Below are 15456 nucleotides of genomic sequence, written 5' to 3'. Positions count from 1 at the left end.
TCAGGCCTCCGTCTGACGCGTGCGGGGGTCGAGGATCGCGTAGACGATGTCGGCCAGGATGTTGGCGATCAGGACGGCGAGGACGAGCACCAGGAAGATGCCCTGCATCAGCGCGTAGTCCTTCGCGTTGGTGGCGCTGAGCAGCAGCAGACCGATACCGGGATAGGAGAACACCATCTCCATCACGATCGTGCCGCCGACGATGAAGCCGAGGGCGAGGGCGAAGCTCTGGATCTGCGGCAGCACCGCGTTGCGGGCCGCGTACCGCCAGAGCACGCGGCTGTTCGGCATGCCCTTCGCCTGTGCGACGGTGATGTAGTCCTCGTCGAGGACCGTGAGCATCATGTTGCGCATGCCGAGCAGCCAGCCGCCGATCGAGGCGATCACGATCGTGATCACGGGGAGGACACCGTGCGAGATCACCTGTGAGATGAACTCCGCGTTCCAGCCCGGCTCGACTCCGACCTCGTAGGCGTGCCCTGCGGGGAACCATCCGAGCACCGACGAGAAGATCGCGATGAAGATGAGGCCGAGCCAGAAGTAGGGCACGGTGCCGAGGAACGTCGTGACGGGGATGAGCACGTCCAGCCGGCCACCGCGGCGCCAGCCGACGATCGCCCCGAGCCCCGTGCCGACGGCGAAGGAGATGATCGTGGCGACCCCGACGAGCCCGAGCGTCCAGGGCAGCGCCGCCGCGATGGCGTCGCCGACCGGCGCCATGCCCGTCGAGATCGACACCCCGAGGTCGCCGCGCAGCAGCATCGCCCAGTAGTCGAGGTACTGCTGCCAGAGCGGGACGTCGGTGCCGACGCCGAACAGGGCGCGCAGCGCCTTCTCGGCCTCGGGCTGCAGCTGGCCCTGGCTGCGGGCCATGTAGGCGGTGACCGCGTCGCCCTTCATCATCCGCGGGATGAAGAAGTTGATCGTGATGGCGGCCCACGCGGTGAACAGGTAGAACGCGACGCGTCCGCCGATGAAGCGCCACGGCACGCGGATCCCGCGCCGTTCGGCGGCGGTCGCGGTCGTTCCGACCAGCGTCGGATCCACGGATGCCGGGTCAGCGGACGCCGGCTCGGCGGATGCCGCGGGGTTCGTGCCCACGCGCGGCTCGGTGTCGGTGCTCATCGCTTGCCTCCGGGGGTCTGGGCGGCGAGGGTTCGGAAGAACTCCTCCGGGTCGGGCGACGCCGCGCGGAGTTCGCGGGTGTACGGGTCGGTCGGATGCAGGATGACGTCGTCGGCCGGTCCGTGCTCGACGACCCTGCCCTGGTTGAGCACGATGATCTCGTCGCTGAAGTGCCGGGCGGTGGCGAGGTCGTGCGTGATGTAGAGAACGCCGAGGCCCTCCTCGCGCTGCAGGTCGGCGAGCAGGTTCAGCACGCCGAGGCGGATCGACACGTCGAGCATCGACACCGGCTCGTCGGCGACGAGCAGGGCGGGACGGGACGCCAGCGCGCGGGCGATCGCGACGCGCTGTCGCTGTCCACCGGACAGCTCGTGCGGGCGCCGCTCCATCACGGCATCCGGATCGAGGCGCACGCGCTCGAGCAGACGTCGCACCTCGGCGTCGATCTCCTTCTTCGGCACGACGTCGTCCAGTCGAAGCGGACGCTCGACGTGGTGCCGGATCGAGTGGTACGGGTTCAGGGAGGCGAACGGGTCCTGGAAGACCATGCGCAGCTGCTGGCGGTACTTCCGCAGCCCCTTCCCGCCGCGCGGGATGGGCTTGCCGTCGATGAGCACCTCACCACGGGTGGGCGTCTCGAGCTGGGTGAGGATCTTCGCGATCGTGGACTTGCCGCTGCCCGACTGTCCGACCAGGCCGATGGTCTGCCGCGACTGCAGCGTGAAGCTGACGTCGTCGAGAGCCTTGATCTGGCCCGAGCCGCGGACGTTGTAGATCTTGGTGACGTTGGTGAACTCGAGGGTCGTCATCGCGCGACCACTCCCCTCTCTCCTGTGAGACGCGGGAACGATGCCAGCAGGCTGCGCGTGTACTCGTGCTGCGGGTCGGTCCAGATCCGCTGCGCGGTGTCGAGTTCGACGATCTCGCCCTCGCGCATGATGGCGATGCGGTCGCTGATCTCGAGCAGCAGGGGCAGGTCGTGGGTGATGAAGATCACCGAGAAGCCGAACTCGTGCCGCAGCTGCGAGATCTGCCGCAGGATCTCACGCTGCACCAGCACGTCCAGCGCGGTGGTGGGCTCGTCCATGACCATCAGCTGCGGGCGCAGTGCGAGCGCCATCGCGATCATCACGCGCTGGCGCATGCCGCCGGACAGCTCGTGCGGGTAGGAGCGGTAGCGCTGCCTGCCCACCTTCACGATCTCGAGGAGCTCATCGACGGCCGCGCGACGCTCCTTCCGGTTCATGCCGGGGCGGTGGATCACGAACACGTCGTCCAGCTGCGATCCGATCGTCGCAACGGGGTTGAGCGCATTCATCGCTCCCTGGAAGACCATCGAGATGCGGTCCCAGCGGAACCCGCGCATCTGCTCGGCGTCGAGCGAGTGCAGGTCGATGTCTTCGCCGCTGAAGTCGTGGAAGACGACGTCGCCGCCGGTGATGACGGCCGGCGGCTTGAGCAGCCGCTGCACGCCGTAGGCGAGCGTGGTCTTGCCGCTGCCGCTCTCGCCGGCGAGGCCGACGATCTCACCACGGTGGATGTCGAGGGTGACGTTCGAGACTGCGCGGACGGGCGGGTCGACGTCGTAGACGACCGAGAAGTCGCGCACGGAGAGGAGGGATTCAGGCATGGGAGAGTCCTTCGGGATACCCGGTCGCCGAGCAGCGCTCGGCGACCGGGTGCGGGGAGGGCGTTACTTGACGGGCCTCAGCTTCATCAGGACCTGCACCGCGGACGGCTGGGTCGGGTCGGCCGTGGCGTACTGGTCGTCCTCGCTGGGCCATCCGGTGTAGTTCCGGGTGTTGTACTGAGCCAGCTGCGGGTGCGTGCCGATCGGAATGGCCGGCACGTCCTCGACGAAGATCTTCTGGATCTTGTTGAGCGTGTCGGTGCGGGTCGCGTCATCGGATGCCTGCTGGTACTGCTTCAGCAGAGCGGTCGCCTCGGGGTTGTCGTAGCGCCCGAAGTTGTCCGACACCTTGCCGCCCGAGGCCTGCTCCAGGTACGCGCCGTTCATCACGTCGTCGTAGATGTGCCACGGGTTCGATCCGGAGCCCGACCAGTGCAGCGCCGCGTCGAAGTTGCCGGTGGCCATGTTGCTGAACCAGGTGTCCGCGTCGGGCGTGGCGACCTTCGCGTCGGCGCCGAGGGTCTTCTTCACCTGGGTGGCGACCAGCTGGATGCCCGTGACGTAGTCGTTCCAGCCCTGCGGATCCTGCAGGGTGAAGGTGACGGGCTGGCCGGACGGGTCGATCAGCGCCTCACCCTTCCAGGTGTAACCGGCATCCGTCAGCACCTTCTTGGCGCCGTCGACGTCGATCTCGAAGTTCTGGTCCTTGTACTCGGGTGCGATGTACTGGTCGCCGGTCGGCTGCGGGATGCCGGTGACGTTGGTCAGCTCGGGACCGGCGTTGCTGCGCGCCTTCTCGGCGTGCGCCTTGCGGTCGACGACCATGTTCACGGCCTTGCGGAACGCGACGTCGTTGAACGGAGCCTTCGTCGTGTTGACCAGGATCATGTCCGGGCTGAGCACGTTGGCACCCCAGAACACGTTGTGCTCGGGATCCTTGTCGACGTAGTTGGTCTGGTAGTCGGTGATGAAGATCTGCGCCCAGTCCGTCTCGCCGCTCTGCAGCGCTCGGAGCAGGCCGGTGTTGTCGTTGTACTCCAGGTACTTCAGCTGCGGCACCGGCACGGCGCCGCCCCAGTAGTCCTTGCGCGCGTCGAGCACGACCCCCTGCGAGGAGAACGTCTTGATCGTGTACGGGCCGGTGCCGATGGCATCCTTCACCGCGTCCTTCGACGGGTCCTTGATGTCCTTCCACTGGTGCTCCGGCACGATGCTGATCTGCAGCACGTCGCCCTGCTTGACGAACTTCGACTCGCTGAAGGTCATGACGACGTCGTCGCCGTCCTTCTTGATGTCGGCGAGCTTCAGGCCGCCGAGATCGAGCGCCGGGGTGTTCTTGATCAGGTTGAACGTGAAGATGATGTCGTCGGCGGTGAACGGCTCGCCGTCGTTCCACTTCACGTCCTTGCGGGGCGTGACGGTGAGCTGGGTGTAGTCGCCGTTCCACTCCACCTTCTCGGCGAGCCACGGCGTGGTCTCGTTCTTGCCGACCGGGTTCACCATCGCGAGCGGTTCGTAGATCATGCGGTCGTACCCGAGCGACATGCCCGATCCGGTTCCGATGAACGGGTTGTTGATCTGCGTCGAGAGGACGCCGGAGCCGTCCGGCTTCGCGACGGTCAGTGAGGCACCGGCAGAGCTCTTGTCGCCGGAGTCACCGCCCGACGAGCATCCGGTCAGCACCGTGGCGCTGAGGGCGGCGATCGCGGACACGGCGATCAGGGTCTTCCTGAGCTTCATTGCATCTCCTTGGCACGGTCCTTGTGCTGTGGGTCGCCGGTGCGGGGGCATCCGGCGTTTGACTTACTTACGAGAAAGTAAGCTAGCGTGAGATTACTCATCAGTAAGCTGAACGCGCAAGTGCAGGACGACATCGAACGAGGAGGTGTGACCGGAACGTGATCAAGGAGAGCACCCGCACCCGCCGCGAGGAGGAGCGCGCGCGCAAGCGCACCGAGATCCTGAAGGCGGCGGTCGAGACCTTCGGCGCGAAGGGGTCGGCTAACGGCACCCTCGCCGACATCGCCCAGCAGGTCGGCATGACGCACGCCGGCGTGCTGCACCACTTCGGCTCCAAGGAGAACCTGCTGCTCGAGGTGCTCGAGTACCGCGACCGCACCGACGTCGAGGGGCTCGCCGAGAAGCACATCCCCGGCGGTCCCGACCTGTTCCTGCACCTGGTGCGCACCGCGTTCCTCAACGCGCAGCGACCGGGCATCGTGCAGGTGTTCACCGTGCTGTCCGCGGAGTCGGTCACCGAGGACCACCCGGCGCGACGCTACTTCGAAGAGCGCTACGCGATGCTGCGCCGTGACGTGCACGGAGCCTTCCGTGAGCTGTGCGCGCAAGAGGGCGTCACCGATCTGGGCGCGATCGACATGGCGGCGGCGTCGATCCTCGCCGTGATGGACGGTCTGCAGCTGCAGTGGCTGCTCGACCCGAAGACGATCGACCTGCCGGCGGCCAGCGAGTTCGCCATCCGCTCGATCGTGAACGGCGTGCTGAACCCCGCACCGGAGCTCGGCACGTACAGGCACTGACGCCCCCTAGGCTCGGGTCATGACGATCGACCTCGACGCGCTGTACACCGACCTGCACCGGCATCCCGAGCTGTCCTTCCAGGAGACCCGCACTGCCGGCATCGCCGCCGGCCACCTGCGCGACCTGGGTCTGGAGGTGCATGAGAACATCGGCATCACCGGGGTGATCGGCGTGCTCGCCAACGGCGAGGGCCCCGTGGTCTGGGCGCGTGCCGACATGGACGCCCTGCCCGTCAAGGAGGACACCGGGCTGTCGTACGCGTCCACCGCGACGGGCGTCGATCCCGACGGCGACACCGTGCCGGTGATGCACGCCTGCGGCCACGACATGCACGTCACCGCGATGATCGGCGCCGTGGAGCGACTCGTCGCAGACCGCGACCAGTGGCACGGGACGCTCGTCGTGGTCATCCAGCCCGCCGAGGAATACGGACAGGGTGCGAGGGCGATGCTCGACGACGGCGCGCTCGACCGCTTCCCCCGTCCCGACATCGTGCTCGGGCAGCACGTCACCCCGCTGCCGGCCGGCGTCATCGGCCTGCGTCCTGGACCGCAGATGTCGGCGTCGGACGGCCTCACCGTGACGTTCCACGGCCGCGGCGGGCACGGCTCGCGTCCGCAGGCGACGATCGACCCGATCGTGATGGCCTCCGCGGCCGTGATGCGGCTGCAGACCGTGGTCTCGCGCGAGGTCGACCCGCACGACCTCGCCGTGGTGACGGTGGGTTCGTTCCACGCCGGCACCAAGAACAACATCATCCCCGCCGAGGCGAAACTGCAGCTCAGCCTGCGCTACCCCGACGAGGCCCTGCGCGAGAAGGTGCTCGAGAAGGTCGAGCGCGTGGTGCGCGCCGAGGCGCAGGCCTCCGGCGCGGAGCGCGAGCCCGACATCGAGACGCTGCACACGCTGCCCGCCACGATCAACGACGCGGATGCCACGGCCCGCGCCGCCGCCGCGTTCCGAACGGCCTTCGGCGAGGCATCCGTCGTCGACCCCGGCCTGTTCACCGGCAGCGAGGACGTCTCGTGGTTCGCACGGGATGCCGGCGTGCCGCTGGTGTTCTGGTTCTGGGGCGGCGCGGATGCGGAGAAGTTCCGCGCCGCTGCCGCCGCGGGCACGCTGGAACGCGACATCCCGACCAACCACTCCCCGTTCTACGCACCCGAGATGCACCCGACCATCGAGGTCGGCGTGGGCGCGATGGTGGCCGCGGCCCGCGAGTTCCTCGGGTGACCCCGCCGAGACGTCGCGCTCTCACCGCGGGCGCACTGCTCGCGACCGTGGCTGCGCTGGCGGGATGCGGCGACATCAACGCCGGCACCGGCGCCGAGACGAAGTTCATCAGTCACATGGCGGGCACGCCCGGCGTGCTCGCCGCCGAGGGCTTCATGAGCAACGACCTGCCCTTCAACGGCAGCGGTGATCTCATCGTGGCTCTCGACCCGTCGGCCGATGAGCAGACCCTCGACGCTGCGCTGGAGCACGCGATGACCTTCCGGGTTCCCTCGGGCGTCCACGTCTACCGCCTGGTGACGCGCATGGCGGGCGCCGACGGGCAGATCGATGACCTCGATGACAACACACCGGGCATCCGGATCGAGACCTACTGGGGAGAGGAGACCGACGGTGTGGCCGGTCGGGCGCTCGACCTCAGCCGGGTGCCGGCCCTGTATTCGTACGACGAACAGCTCGACGATCTCTTCGGCGACGATCCGACGTCGACCAGCCACACGGTCATCGTCGGAGAGACCGACTTTCCCTGCCTCATCGTCCACGTCGTCGCCGCCATCGCCGGCACCGATGTGACCGACATCTCGGCGCAGCAGGGCGACGAATGGGAGAACGAGGACCTCAGCTGCCGCTGATCACGCCTCGAGCACGCGGTGGTTGATCTCGTGCGCCTCGCGGTGCAGCCGCTCCATCCGCTGGTCGAGTTCGCCGGCCGCCTCCGCGGCATCCGTCAGGCTCTGCACCAGATGGCTCGGCACGCGCCCGTCGAACTTGTAGTGGATCTTGTGCTCGAGGCTGGCCCAGAAGTCCATGGCGATGGTGCGGAACTGCACCTCGACCGGGACGGGGACCGGGCCGGTGGAGAGGAAGACGGGGATCTCGGCGATCACGTGCAGGCTGCGGTAGCCGTTCGGCTTGGGGTCGGCGATGTAGTCCTTGACGACCTTCACGGTCACGTCGTCCTGCTGGGTGAACAGGTCGAACAGCCGGTACACATCGCTGACGAAGCTGCATGTCACGCGCACGCCGGCGATGTCCGTGATCTCGCGGCGGATGCTGCCGAAGTCGGGCTCGATGCCCTTGCGCGCGACCTTCTCGACGATGCTGTCCGGTGACTTCAGGCGGCTCTTGACGTGCTCGATCGGGTTGTAGGCGTGGTTGTAGAGGAACTCGTCGCGCAGGATCGAGATCTTCGTCTCCACCTCGCGCATGCCGAACTCGTACTCGCGCAGGAACCGCTGGAACTCGTCCCTCAGCTGCCGTGCCTCTTCGATCGCTTCGTCCGAGGCGGGTACCGTGCTCATGGCTTCGACGTTACGCATCCGTCATCTGAACCGGCTGGGTGTTGTGGGGCCGATCACACCGCGATGGTGAGCGCGGCCGTGTAGCCGTCTGAGACGCTTCCGGTCATCGTCGCGATCTGGTGGATGCCGCCGTCGTCGCCGAAGACGTTGTCGCCGGCGAGCGTGACCTGCGAGGCGTTGCGCACGCTGTCCTCGTAGCCGCTGGTGGCGTAGACCTTGGCGTTGCTCTCTTCGGGGAGCGCGATCTGCGAGGTCTTCACGATCGGGCCGGTGGCGACCGCGGTGTCGACGTCCTCGTAGACCTCGAAGTGGATGTGCGGCCAGCGACCGGAATAGCAGGCGGGGTAGATCGAGGTGAAGCGCACCGTGCCGTCCTCGTCGGTCTGCTGCACCCCGCGCAGGTAGTTCTCGTCCTTCGCAGCGTCGGAGTACAGCGAGTAGTTCCCGTCCCGGTCGCAGTGCCAGAGGTACACGCCTGCACCTGTGAGGGCCGAGCCCGTCGCGGCATCCCGCACGGTCAGCACGATCTCGAGGGGCACGCCCGCCGCGGTCGTGGACGACGACCCGAAACTGGAGCGGATGTCACTGCGCACGATGCCCGAGTCGTCGAGCACGTTCACGCCGTTCGATCCGTCGGCCGGGTAGGGCCCCGCGGTCTCGTTCGGCACCTCGCCCTCGAGCAGGTCGCTGTCGTCCTCGGCCGGCGCGGCGCCGCCGCCCTGTGGGCCGTCTCCCTGCGGGGCATCGGATGCTGCGGAGCCGGAAGCCTGCGGCGAGCAGGCCGCGAGCAGAGCCGTGGCGGCGATGCCGCCGAAGATGCCGAGGGCGCGGCGACGGTCGACGAGCGTGCGGATGTCGTAGACCAGGCCGCGGTGGTCCTCGTCGATCGGGTCGCCGTTCTCGTCGATCCAGCGGTCGTCGGTGCTCATGGTGTCGCTCCTTCCGGCATCCTGCCTGTGCCCTTCAGGCAACCAGCATGCGCCGGAGCGGTCCTGTGCGCCGGCTATGCGACGGATAAGGAAACCCGTGGGTGCAGAACGCCGCCCCGTCGTCGGAGGACGGCGGGGCGGCGTTCCTGGGCTATCAGTTCGCAGGCGAACCGGGGGCCGAGGGCTCGGCGGCCGGGGCGGCCGGCGTCCCGGTTGCCGGGGCAGCCGGAGCATCTGCGACCTGAGTGGGAGCATCCGCGGCCGGAGCGGCCGGAGCCGGGGCCTCTGCGGCCGGAGTCGGCGGGACGGGGGCACCCTGCGCCTGGTACGCCGGGGGTGCGGGCTGGTCGCCCACGGCCGGGGGCACCGGCACGAAGCCCTCGCCCTGCGCCGCGGCGAAGGTCGACGGGTCGTTCGGGTCGTAGGCCTGGGCCGATCCCTCGCGGCGGACCTTCGCCGCAGCCATGAAGTACTGCACGACGCCGACGATCGAGAGGATCACGCCGGCGGCCAGCGGGTACCAGAAGATCCGGTAGCTGTAGTTGCCGCTGGCGTCGGTCTCGGCGAACAGCACCTGGAAGAACGGGATCGCGGCGCCGACGACGAACACGCCGGCCCACAGCACGACCATCCAGCGCAGCTTCTTCAGCGACGACTGCTGGATGTTGCCCTTCTTGTCGGCCTTGGCCGGCAGCAGCCCCTCCTGCTTGCGGGTGAGCAGCGCGAAGATCAGCGTCAGGATCAGGAACACGACGGCGATGATCAGGATGACCAGCCAGAGGCCGACCGTCGGGTCGGCCATGCGCGCCTCGGGCGCCGTCTCGAGGAACTCGTTGTACTCGTCGACCGTGGTGCTGTAGGCGTCGAGCGCCGAGTTGAAGTCGGATTCGGCCTGGCTCAGCGCCGTCGAGTCGTCCGCGGCGACCGCGTCGGAGATGCCCGCCGCAGCCGTGGCCATGTCGCCGGCCTCGCCGGAGAAGTCGTTCGCATACTCGGCGAACTGCCCGCTCGCGCTGTCCGCGACCTTCTTGTAGTCGCCCTCCGCCTTCGCCGCAGCGGCGGAGAAGGCGTCGGCGGCGGCCACCACGTCCTCGACCGATGCGCTCTGGTCGCTGTACGTGTCGTAGAACGTGTTCGCGGCGGTCGTCAGCGTGTCGTCGACCGCGATCAGGTCGTCCGTCGTGTCGGCCGACGCCGGCGCCGCAGCACCGAATGCGATCAGCAGACCCGCGAGGATCGCGACGATCCCGACGCGGGCACGCGTCATTGTTCCAGCCATTGGGCTTTCTCCCCCTCATCCGCTTGTCGCGGCACGATGATCGGCGGCGTTCGCCGCCCGTAGAACCCTATGGGAAAGCTGGGAGCTTCCTGAAACCGAGGACATGGGGAGAAGTACCCATGTCTCCTCACTGGGCCTGTCGCCTCATCATCCCCACCAATCCTTCGATGAGGGAGTCGGGCTCGAGGGCGGGGTCCATGGATCGCTGGAGCAGGTACCCATCGATCGCCGCCGTGAGCGTCACTGCGACGGCACGGGGGCTTGCGATCCCACGTTCGGCGAACCAATCGCACAGTCGATCGCGTAGCTCGGCGAGCGAGGCACCGATCTCATCTCGCAACTGCTCGTCTCTGTTCGCTGCGACGAGAGACTCGTACAGCAGCAGCAGTTCCGGATCGTGCGGTTCGGTCTGGGACAGCGCACGAAGCAGGGTCTCGACGGCGTCGATCGGATCCTGCTCGGTCAGGGCCACGTTGATCCGGTCGAGGAAGAAGAGCCGGATCCTGCCGACCGCGGCGACGCGCCTCAGCTCTTCGATGCTCGCGACGTAGTAGTGGATCACGCCAGTGCTGACCCCCGCGCGTTCAGCGACCCGCCGGCTGCTCACTCCTCCCCAGCCGACCTCCGGGATGAGGGATGCCGCCGCCTCGATGATCTTCTCGCGGGTATCGGTCCGCGGCGATGACTCGCGCTTCACATCCGCATCCCCTGGATCGCGATGACGACACCGACTCCGGCCGATGCCAGCGCAATGGCCTCGAGGATGAGCAGCTGCACCGGAAGACGGTCGGGCACGACGGGGAAGACCTCGAACAGATCAGCTGCGAAGACCGCGACATAGCCCAGGCTGAGCACCAACGCCGCCACGAAGGCCCAGTGCTGGTCCGCCATCGCAAAGCCCGCAACGACGAAGCTGGCGAGCCCCAGCGTGGTCAGAAACACGTTGAAGGTGTTGAACTGCCATCGAGGCAGCGGCGAGAAGTCTCGCGTGTCGATCAGCTTCCCGGGGATCATCGGGATCAGGAGAAGCGCCTCCCAGACCAGCAGCGCGGCGGTCAACGTTCCCAGAAGAGATTGATTCATGATTTGGACGATAGTCCAGGACGATCGTCCAAATCAAGGCGGATGGATGTCCGCTCTGTCGGCATTCGACCCGCATCGATGACGGATGCGGCCGAGTCGGATGCCGCTACGCGTCGCGCGAGCGCCAGAGAAGCCAGACGAAGTACGGGGCGCCGATGAGGGCGACGACCAGCCCGGCGGGCAGCTGCGCAGGAGCGAGTACGGTACGGCCGATCGCATCTGCGACGCCGACGAGCACCGCGCCGAGCACGGCCGCGACCGGGATGACGCGGGCGTTGCGCGCGCCGACCAGCGCTCGTGCGGCATGCGGCGCGACGAGGCCGACGAATCCGATCACGCCGACGGCGACGACGCTCAGCGCGGCGAGCACGGCGGCGGTGATCAGCAGGGCGAGGCGCACCGGTTCGAGGCGGACGCCGACCAGCCGAGGGGTGTCCTCGTCGAGGGCGAGCACATCGAGCTCACGGTGCCGCATCATCGCGAACGGCAGCGCGATCACGAGCACGATCGCGAGCGGGATGACCTGCTCCCAGATGCGCCCGTAGGTGGTGCCGGAGAGCCAGGTGTAGACCTTCGGGGTGTCCCACGGATTGCTGCGCAGCAGCACGAACGTGGTCAGCGCGGTCGTGCCGTACCAGACGCCGATGCCGATCAGGATGAACCGGTCCGCGCCCAGCCCGCCCCTCCAGGCCAGCAGATACACCAGTGCGAAGGCCAGCAGGGCGCCGGTGACGGCGGCCGCCAGCATCCCGAACGTTGAGGCCGTGGCGCTGGTGATCACCAGCACCGCTCCCAGCCCTGCGCCGCCGGTGATGCCGAGCAGGCCGGGCTCGGCGAGCGGGTTGCGGCTGACGGCCTGCGTGATGCCGCCGGCCACGGCGAGCGCAGCGCCGGCGAGCACGGCGGCGATGACGCGCGGCGCGCGCTCGTCGAGAGCGAAGCCGATCTGCGGCGGCGCGATCCCCTGCAGCCAGAGCAGGATGTCGCCGGTGAGCAGCTGCGTGCTGCCGAGCAGCAGGCCGCCGATGATGACGACGACGAGCACGACGATGCCGACGAGCAGCGTGATCCGGTAGCGCACGGCGCCCCGGGTACGGAACCGGATGCTGGGCGGCTGGCGCGTCGGGCCGGAGTCGCGCAGGCGGCGGGCCATGACGATGAGCACGATCGCGCCGAGCACGGTGGTCGCAACGCCGGTCGGCACGGCGATCGCGCCCTCGGCGCCGATCAGCAGGCGCAGCACGGCGTCGGAGCCGATCACAACGATCGCGCCGATGAGACCCGACGTGGGCAGCAGCAGCACGTGCTTCCCGAGGGCGGGAACCAGGCGCGAGAGCAGGCGGGCGAGCACCGGCGCGCACAGTCCGATGAAGCCGATGGGACCGGCGAGGGTGACGGAGGTCGCGGTGAGCACGACGGCGATGAGGATGCCGGATGCCCGGGTGGAGCGGATCGGCACACCCAGCGACGAGGCTGTGTCGTCGCCGAGCGCCAGCACGTCGAAGCGGCGCGACATCACGAGCGCGAGCACCGTCGCGATGACGACGATGGGTGCGGCGCGCAGGAAGGACTCGAGTCCGAGCTGCGACAGGCTGCCGCTGCCCCAAGCGAGCAGACCCTTGGTCTGCTCCTCGAACAGGATGAGCATGGTGGCGGTGCCGGCCTGGAACGCCATGGCCAGCGCGGAGCCCGCGAGCACCAGTCGCGTGGTCGAGGTGCCCGCTCCCCCGGCGAGACCGAGGACGAGGGCGGCGGCGACGAGCCCCCCGGCGAACGCCACCGCCCCCGAGGCCCAGAACGGCACCGAGATGCCGAACGCGGCCACTGCAGTCACGGCGAAGTACGCCCCTCCTGTGACGCCGAGTGTGTCGGGCGACGCGAGTGCGTTGCGCGACAGCGACTGCATGATCAGGCCGGCCACGCCGAGCGCGAACCCGACTGCGACGCCGGCGGCGAGCCGCGGGACGCGCGAACCCCACAGCACGTCAGCCTCCGGCCACACCGCGCCGCTGGTCCCCTGCGTCAGGTGCCACGCCGCAACACCCACGAGCACCACCACGAGAAGGACCAGTACCGCAAGAGCACTCAGTTTCCCGGCGGTAGTGCCGCGGGTATCCCTCGATGGGATGCCCGCGGCATCCTGCACCTTACTAACCGCGTTCACCTACTGAACAACCTTCCGAGCGGAGCGATGGACACATCCGGGGAGCTGGCATCGGGTCTGGCGGGAGCCCGGAGCGCCAGCGGAGGGCGGGGGCATGTCTCCCCGGATGTGTTCATCGCGTAGCGCACCCGACCCGTCCCACGCAGACCCGAAGACGACGGACTCAGCCGACCGACTTGGCAGCCTCGACGAAGCCGTCCACGATCTGCTCCGCCGATCGCGGGCCGCCGAAGGTCCAGATCCCGGCCGGGAACGCGAAGGTCCGGTCGTCCTTCACGGCGGGGATCGACGCCCACGCCGGGTTCTTCTTCGCGGCGTCGATGAAGCTCTCCGAGTCGGGGTCCGCAGTGCCGGTGTAGAACAGGTTCGCGTCGCCGATCGTGGTCATGCCCTCGATGTCGGTCTGGCCGAGGCCGTACGCCGGGTCGACCTCACCGGTCCAGGCGTTGGTGAAGCCGACGGCCTCGCCGAGCTCGCCGATGAGCGACCCCTGGCCGAACGGGCGCAGCGAGACGTTGCCGCCGTCGACCCAGCCGTCGATGTAGACGAAGTCGGTGCTGGCGGGCTTCGCGGCGGCGACCTCTTCCGTGGCATCCGCGAGGTGCTTCTCGAACTCGGCGGTGACCTCGTCGGCACGGTCCTCGCGGCCGGTGGCCTGGGCGATCAGGTCGAAGGTCGCCAGCATCTGCTTGATCGGGTCCTTGGCGTCGGCGCCGAGAGTGGCGAGCACCGGCACGCCGTACTTCTCCAGCTGGCCGATGATCGCGTCGTCGCGGGTGTACGCCTCGACGATGACGAGGTCGGGCTTGGTGGCGAAGATCGCGTCGAGGTTCGGCTCCTGGCGGGTGCCGACGTCCTTGACGTCTGCGGGCAGCTCCTCGGCGGTGTCCCAGGTGCGGTAGCCACTGGCGTCGGCCACGGCGACCGGAGTGACGCAGAGGGTGAGCGCGTCCTCGACCTGCTGCCACTCGAGCACGGCGACGCGCTCGGCGGGCTTGTCGAGCTTGACGGTGCGGCCGAACGCGTCGGTCAGCTCCACCGGTCCGGTGGAGGTCGTGACGTCCTTGCACTCGTCGCTCGCGGCGGCGGGCGCCTTCGATGAGGAGGGCTCCTCCACGGAGGTGGTGCCGCAGCCGGCGAGGGCCAGCGTCAGGGCTCCGAGGACGGCGGCTGCGGCGAGGGGCTTGTTCATTCGGGTTTCCTTTGCATGGACGGGCAAGTCGTGGTCGGGCATGGTGCGGCGAGGCCCCTCGTTCGTCGGGGCCTCTCCGAAGCGGGTGGTCAGGCTGGCGTGCGGACGTCGAGTGCGGGTGCCGGCGTCGTGCGTTCGTGGTGTCGGCCGCGCGGGATGACGCGCACCCGGCCGGTGTCGGCGTCGACCAGCGTGTCGATGCGCAGGCCGTACACCTCGGTGAGGTTCTGGCCGGTGAGCACGTCTGCCGGCCGGCCGGCGGCGTGCACCCGGCCGCGGTGCAGCAGCACGACGCGGTCGGCGACGGATGCCGCGTGGTCGAGGTCGTGCAGCACGACACCGAGCGCAGTGCCGTGGTCGGCGAGGTCGCGCACCAGGTCGAGGGTCTCGATCTGGTAGCGCAGGTCGAGGTGGTTGGTGGGCTCGTCGAGCAGCAGGATGCCTGTGCTCTGCGCCAGCGAGGTGGCCAGCCAGACGCGCTGCAGCTCGCCGCCGGAGAGCTCGTCGACGGGACGGTCGGCCATCTCTGCGAGGCCGGTCAGTTCGAGGGCGCGGGAGATGGCCGCGCGGTCGGCGTCGGCGAAGCCGGAGAACCGGCTGCGGTGCGGATGCCGGCCGTAGGCGACAACGTCGCGCACTTCCAGCCCGGAGGGGTGCGGTCGCGACTGGGACAGCATCGCGACGGTGCGGGCGAACTCCTTCGCGGAGAGGGACGCCGCGTCACGGGCATCCGTCTCGGTGCCGGTGCTCGCGCCGACGCGGACGGTGCCGGAGTCGATGGCGTGCAGCCGCGCAAGGGCGCGCAGCGCCGTCGACTTGCCACTGCCGTTCGGGCCGACGAGTGCGGTGACCAGCCCGGGTTCGAGGTGAAGCGAGACACCGTGCACGACCTCGGTGCGGCCGTAGCTCAGCACGAGGTCATCGCCGCGCAGTTCGTCGGCGATCGTGTTCCGGGAGTTCTCATGAACCTTCACGTTAG

General features: G+C 68.7%; 15 protein-coding genes. 3 read left to right on the top strand and 12 right to left on the bottom strand.

The genetic code is table 11. From position 1 onward, the window contains the following. The 4 genes from GON06_RS05190 to GON06_RS05175 form a co-directional block, all read right to left on the bottom strand. On the bottom strand, positions 1 to 1125 hold the full coding sequence (locus tag GON06_RS05190) for an ABC transporter permease (protein WP_157311224.1): 1125 nt from the start codon (positions 1123 to 1125) through the stop codon (positions 1 to 3). Beyond that, positions 1122 to 1934 carry an ABC transporter ATP-binding protein gene (locus GON06_RS05185; protein ID WP_157311223.1) on the bottom strand — a complete coding sequence of 271 codons (813 nt, stop codon included), beginning with the start codon at positions 1932 to 1934 and terminating at the stop codon, positions 1122 to 1124. The genes GON06_RS05190 and GON06_RS05185 overlap by 4 nt, the downstream gene beginning before the upstream one ends. After that, a complete protein-coding gene (locus tag GON06_RS05180) occupies positions 1931 to 2755 on the bottom strand; it encodes an ABC transporter ATP-binding protein (protein ID WP_157311222.1) in 825 nt (274 codons plus the stop codon). The genes GON06_RS05185 and GON06_RS05180 overlap by 4 nt, the downstream gene beginning before the upstream one ends. Before the next feature lie 63 nt (positions 2756 to 2818). After that, a complete protein-coding gene (locus GON06_RS05175) occupies positions 2819 to 4495 on the bottom strand; it encodes an ABC transporter substrate-binding protein (protein ID WP_157311221.1) in 1677 nt (558 codons plus the stop codon). Positions 4496 to 4653: 158 nt separating this feature from the next. On the opposite strand from GON06_RS05175, the gene GON06_RS05170 reads away from it, so the two are divergent. From GON06_RS05170 to GON06_RS05160, 3 genes are read left to right on the top strand one after another with little or no spacing between them, the layout of a single operon-like run. After that, positions 4654 to 5295, top strand: coding sequence for a TetR/AcrR family transcriptional regulator (locus tag GON06_RS05170; RefSeq protein WP_332837168.1), 642 nt, complete (start codon positions 4654 to 4656; stop codon positions 5293 to 5295). Positions 5296 to 5314: 19 nt separating this feature from the next. Further along, positions 5315 to 6529 (top strand): amidohydrolase, encoded by a 1215-nt coding sequence (locus GON06_RS05165; RefSeq protein WP_157311220.1) that lies wholly within the window; start codon positions 5315 to 5317, stop codon positions 6527 to 6529. Beyond that, positions 6526 to 7161 (top strand): hypothetical protein, encoded by a 636-nt coding sequence (locus GON06_RS05160; RefSeq protein WP_157311219.1) that lies wholly within the window; start codon positions 6526 to 6528, stop codon positions 7159 to 7161. Before GON06_RS05165 ends, GON06_RS05160 begins: the two co-directional genes overlap by 4 nt. On the opposite strand, the gene GON06_RS05155 is transcribed toward GON06_RS05160, so the two are convergent. From GON06_RS05155 to GON06_RS05120, 8 genes are all read right to left on the bottom strand, one after another. After that, positions 7162 to 7830, bottom strand: coding sequence for a GTP pyrophosphokinase (locus GON06_RS05155; protein ID WP_157311218.1), 669 nt, complete (start codon positions 7828 to 7830; stop codon positions 7162 to 7164). It lies immediately after the preceding gene. A 53-nt stretch (positions 7831 to 7883) separates the two neighbouring features. Next, on the bottom strand, positions 7884 to 8759 hold the full coding sequence (locus tag GON06_RS05150; RefSeq protein ID WP_157311217.1) for an intradiol ring-cleavage dioxygenase: 876 nt from the start codon (positions 8757 to 8759) through the stop codon (positions 7884 to 7886). Positions 8760 to 8913: 154 nt separating this feature from the next. Beyond that, positions 8914 to 10026 carry a hypothetical protein gene (locus tag GON06_RS05145; RefSeq protein WP_157311216.1) on the bottom strand — a complete coding sequence of 371 codons (1113 nt, stop codon included), beginning with the start codon at positions 10024 to 10026 and terminating at the stop codon, positions 8914 to 8916. A gap of 139 nt (positions 10027 to 10165) precedes the next feature. Continuing rightward, a complete protein-coding gene (locus GON06_RS19045) occupies positions 10166 to 10735 on the bottom strand; it encodes a TetR/AcrR family transcriptional regulator (protein ID WP_157311215.1) in 570 nt (189 codons plus the stop codon). After that, positions 10732 to 11121: a hypothetical protein gene (locus GON06_RS05135; RefSeq protein WP_157311214.1), complete on the bottom strand. Its 390-nt coding sequence runs from the start codon at positions 11119 to 11121 to the stop codon at positions 10732 to 10734. The genes GON06_RS19045 and GON06_RS05135 overlap by 4 nt, the downstream gene beginning before the upstream one ends. Before the next feature lie 106 nt (positions 11122 to 11227). Further along, positions 11228 to 13267: an iron ABC transporter permease gene (locus GON06_RS05130; protein ID WP_332837196.1), complete on the bottom strand. Its 2040-nt coding sequence runs from the start codon at positions 13265 to 13267 to the stop codon at positions 11228 to 11230. 181 nt (positions 13268 to 13448) lie between these two features. Then, positions 13449 to 14477 carry an ABC transporter substrate-binding protein gene (locus tag GON06_RS05125; protein WP_157311213.1) on the bottom strand — a complete coding sequence of 343 codons (1029 nt, stop codon included), beginning with the start codon at positions 14475 to 14477 and terminating at the stop codon, positions 13449 to 13451. A gap of 89 nt (positions 14478 to 14566) precedes the next feature. Next, entirely contained in the window at positions 14567 to 15451 is an 885-nt protein-coding gene (locus tag GON06_RS05120) for an ABC transporter ATP-binding protein (protein WP_332837167.1), read from the bottom strand. Between the last annotated feature and the right edge of the window lie 5 nt (positions 15452 to 15456).

It is taken from the genome of Microbacterium sp. MAH-37 (genome assembly GCF_009758255.1).
Taxonomy (GTDB): Bacteria; Actinomycetota; Actinomycetes; order Actinomycetales; family Microbacteriaceae; genus Microbacterium.
This window is presented reverse-complemented; position numbering and strand designations above follow the sequence as displayed.

What these genes read in the sequence shown, in the direction of transcription:
- GON06_RS05190 (WP_157311224.1), bottom strand. Translation starts at nt 1,125, where the DNA reads ATGAGCACCGACACCGAGCCGCGCGTGGGCACGAACCCCGCGGCATCC.
- GON06_RS05185 (WP_157311223.1), bottom strand. Translation starts at nt 1,934, where the DNA reads ATGACGACCCTCGAGTTCACCAACGTCACCAAGATCTACAACGTCCGC.
- GON06_RS05180 (WP_157311222.1), bottom strand. Translation starts at nt 2,755, where the DNA reads ATGCCTGAATCCCTCCTCTCCGTGCGCGACTTCTCGGTCGTCTACGAC.
- GON06_RS05175 (WP_157311221.1), bottom strand. Translation starts at nt 4,495, where the DNA reads ATGAAGCTCAGGAAGACCCTGATCGCCGTGTCCGCGATCGCCGCCCTC.
- GON06_RS05165 (WP_157311220.1), top strand. Translation starts at nt 5,315, where the DNA reads ATGACGATCGACCTCGACGCGCTGTACACCGACCTGCACCGGCATCCC.
- GON06_RS05155 (WP_157311218.1), bottom strand. Translation starts at nt 7,830, where the DNA reads ATGAGCACGGTACCCGCCTCGGACGAAGCGATCGAAGAGGCACGGCAG.
- GON06_RS05150 (WP_157311217.1), bottom strand. Translation starts at nt 8,759, where the DNA reads ATGAGCACCGACGACCGCTGGATCGACGAGAACGGCGACCCGATCGAC.
- GON06_RS05145 (WP_157311216.1), bottom strand. Translation starts at nt 10,026, where the DNA reads ATGACGCGTGCCCGCGTCGGGATCGTCGCGATCCTCGCGGGTCTGCTG.
- GON06_RS05135 (WP_157311214.1), bottom strand. Translation starts at nt 11,121, where the DNA reads ATGAATCAATCTCTTCTGGGAACGTTGACCGCCGCGCTGCTGGTCTGG.
- GON06_RS05125 (WP_157311213.1), bottom strand. Translation starts at nt 14,477, where the DNA reads ATGAACAAGCCCCTCGCCGCAGCCGCCGTCCTCGGAGCCCTGACGCTG.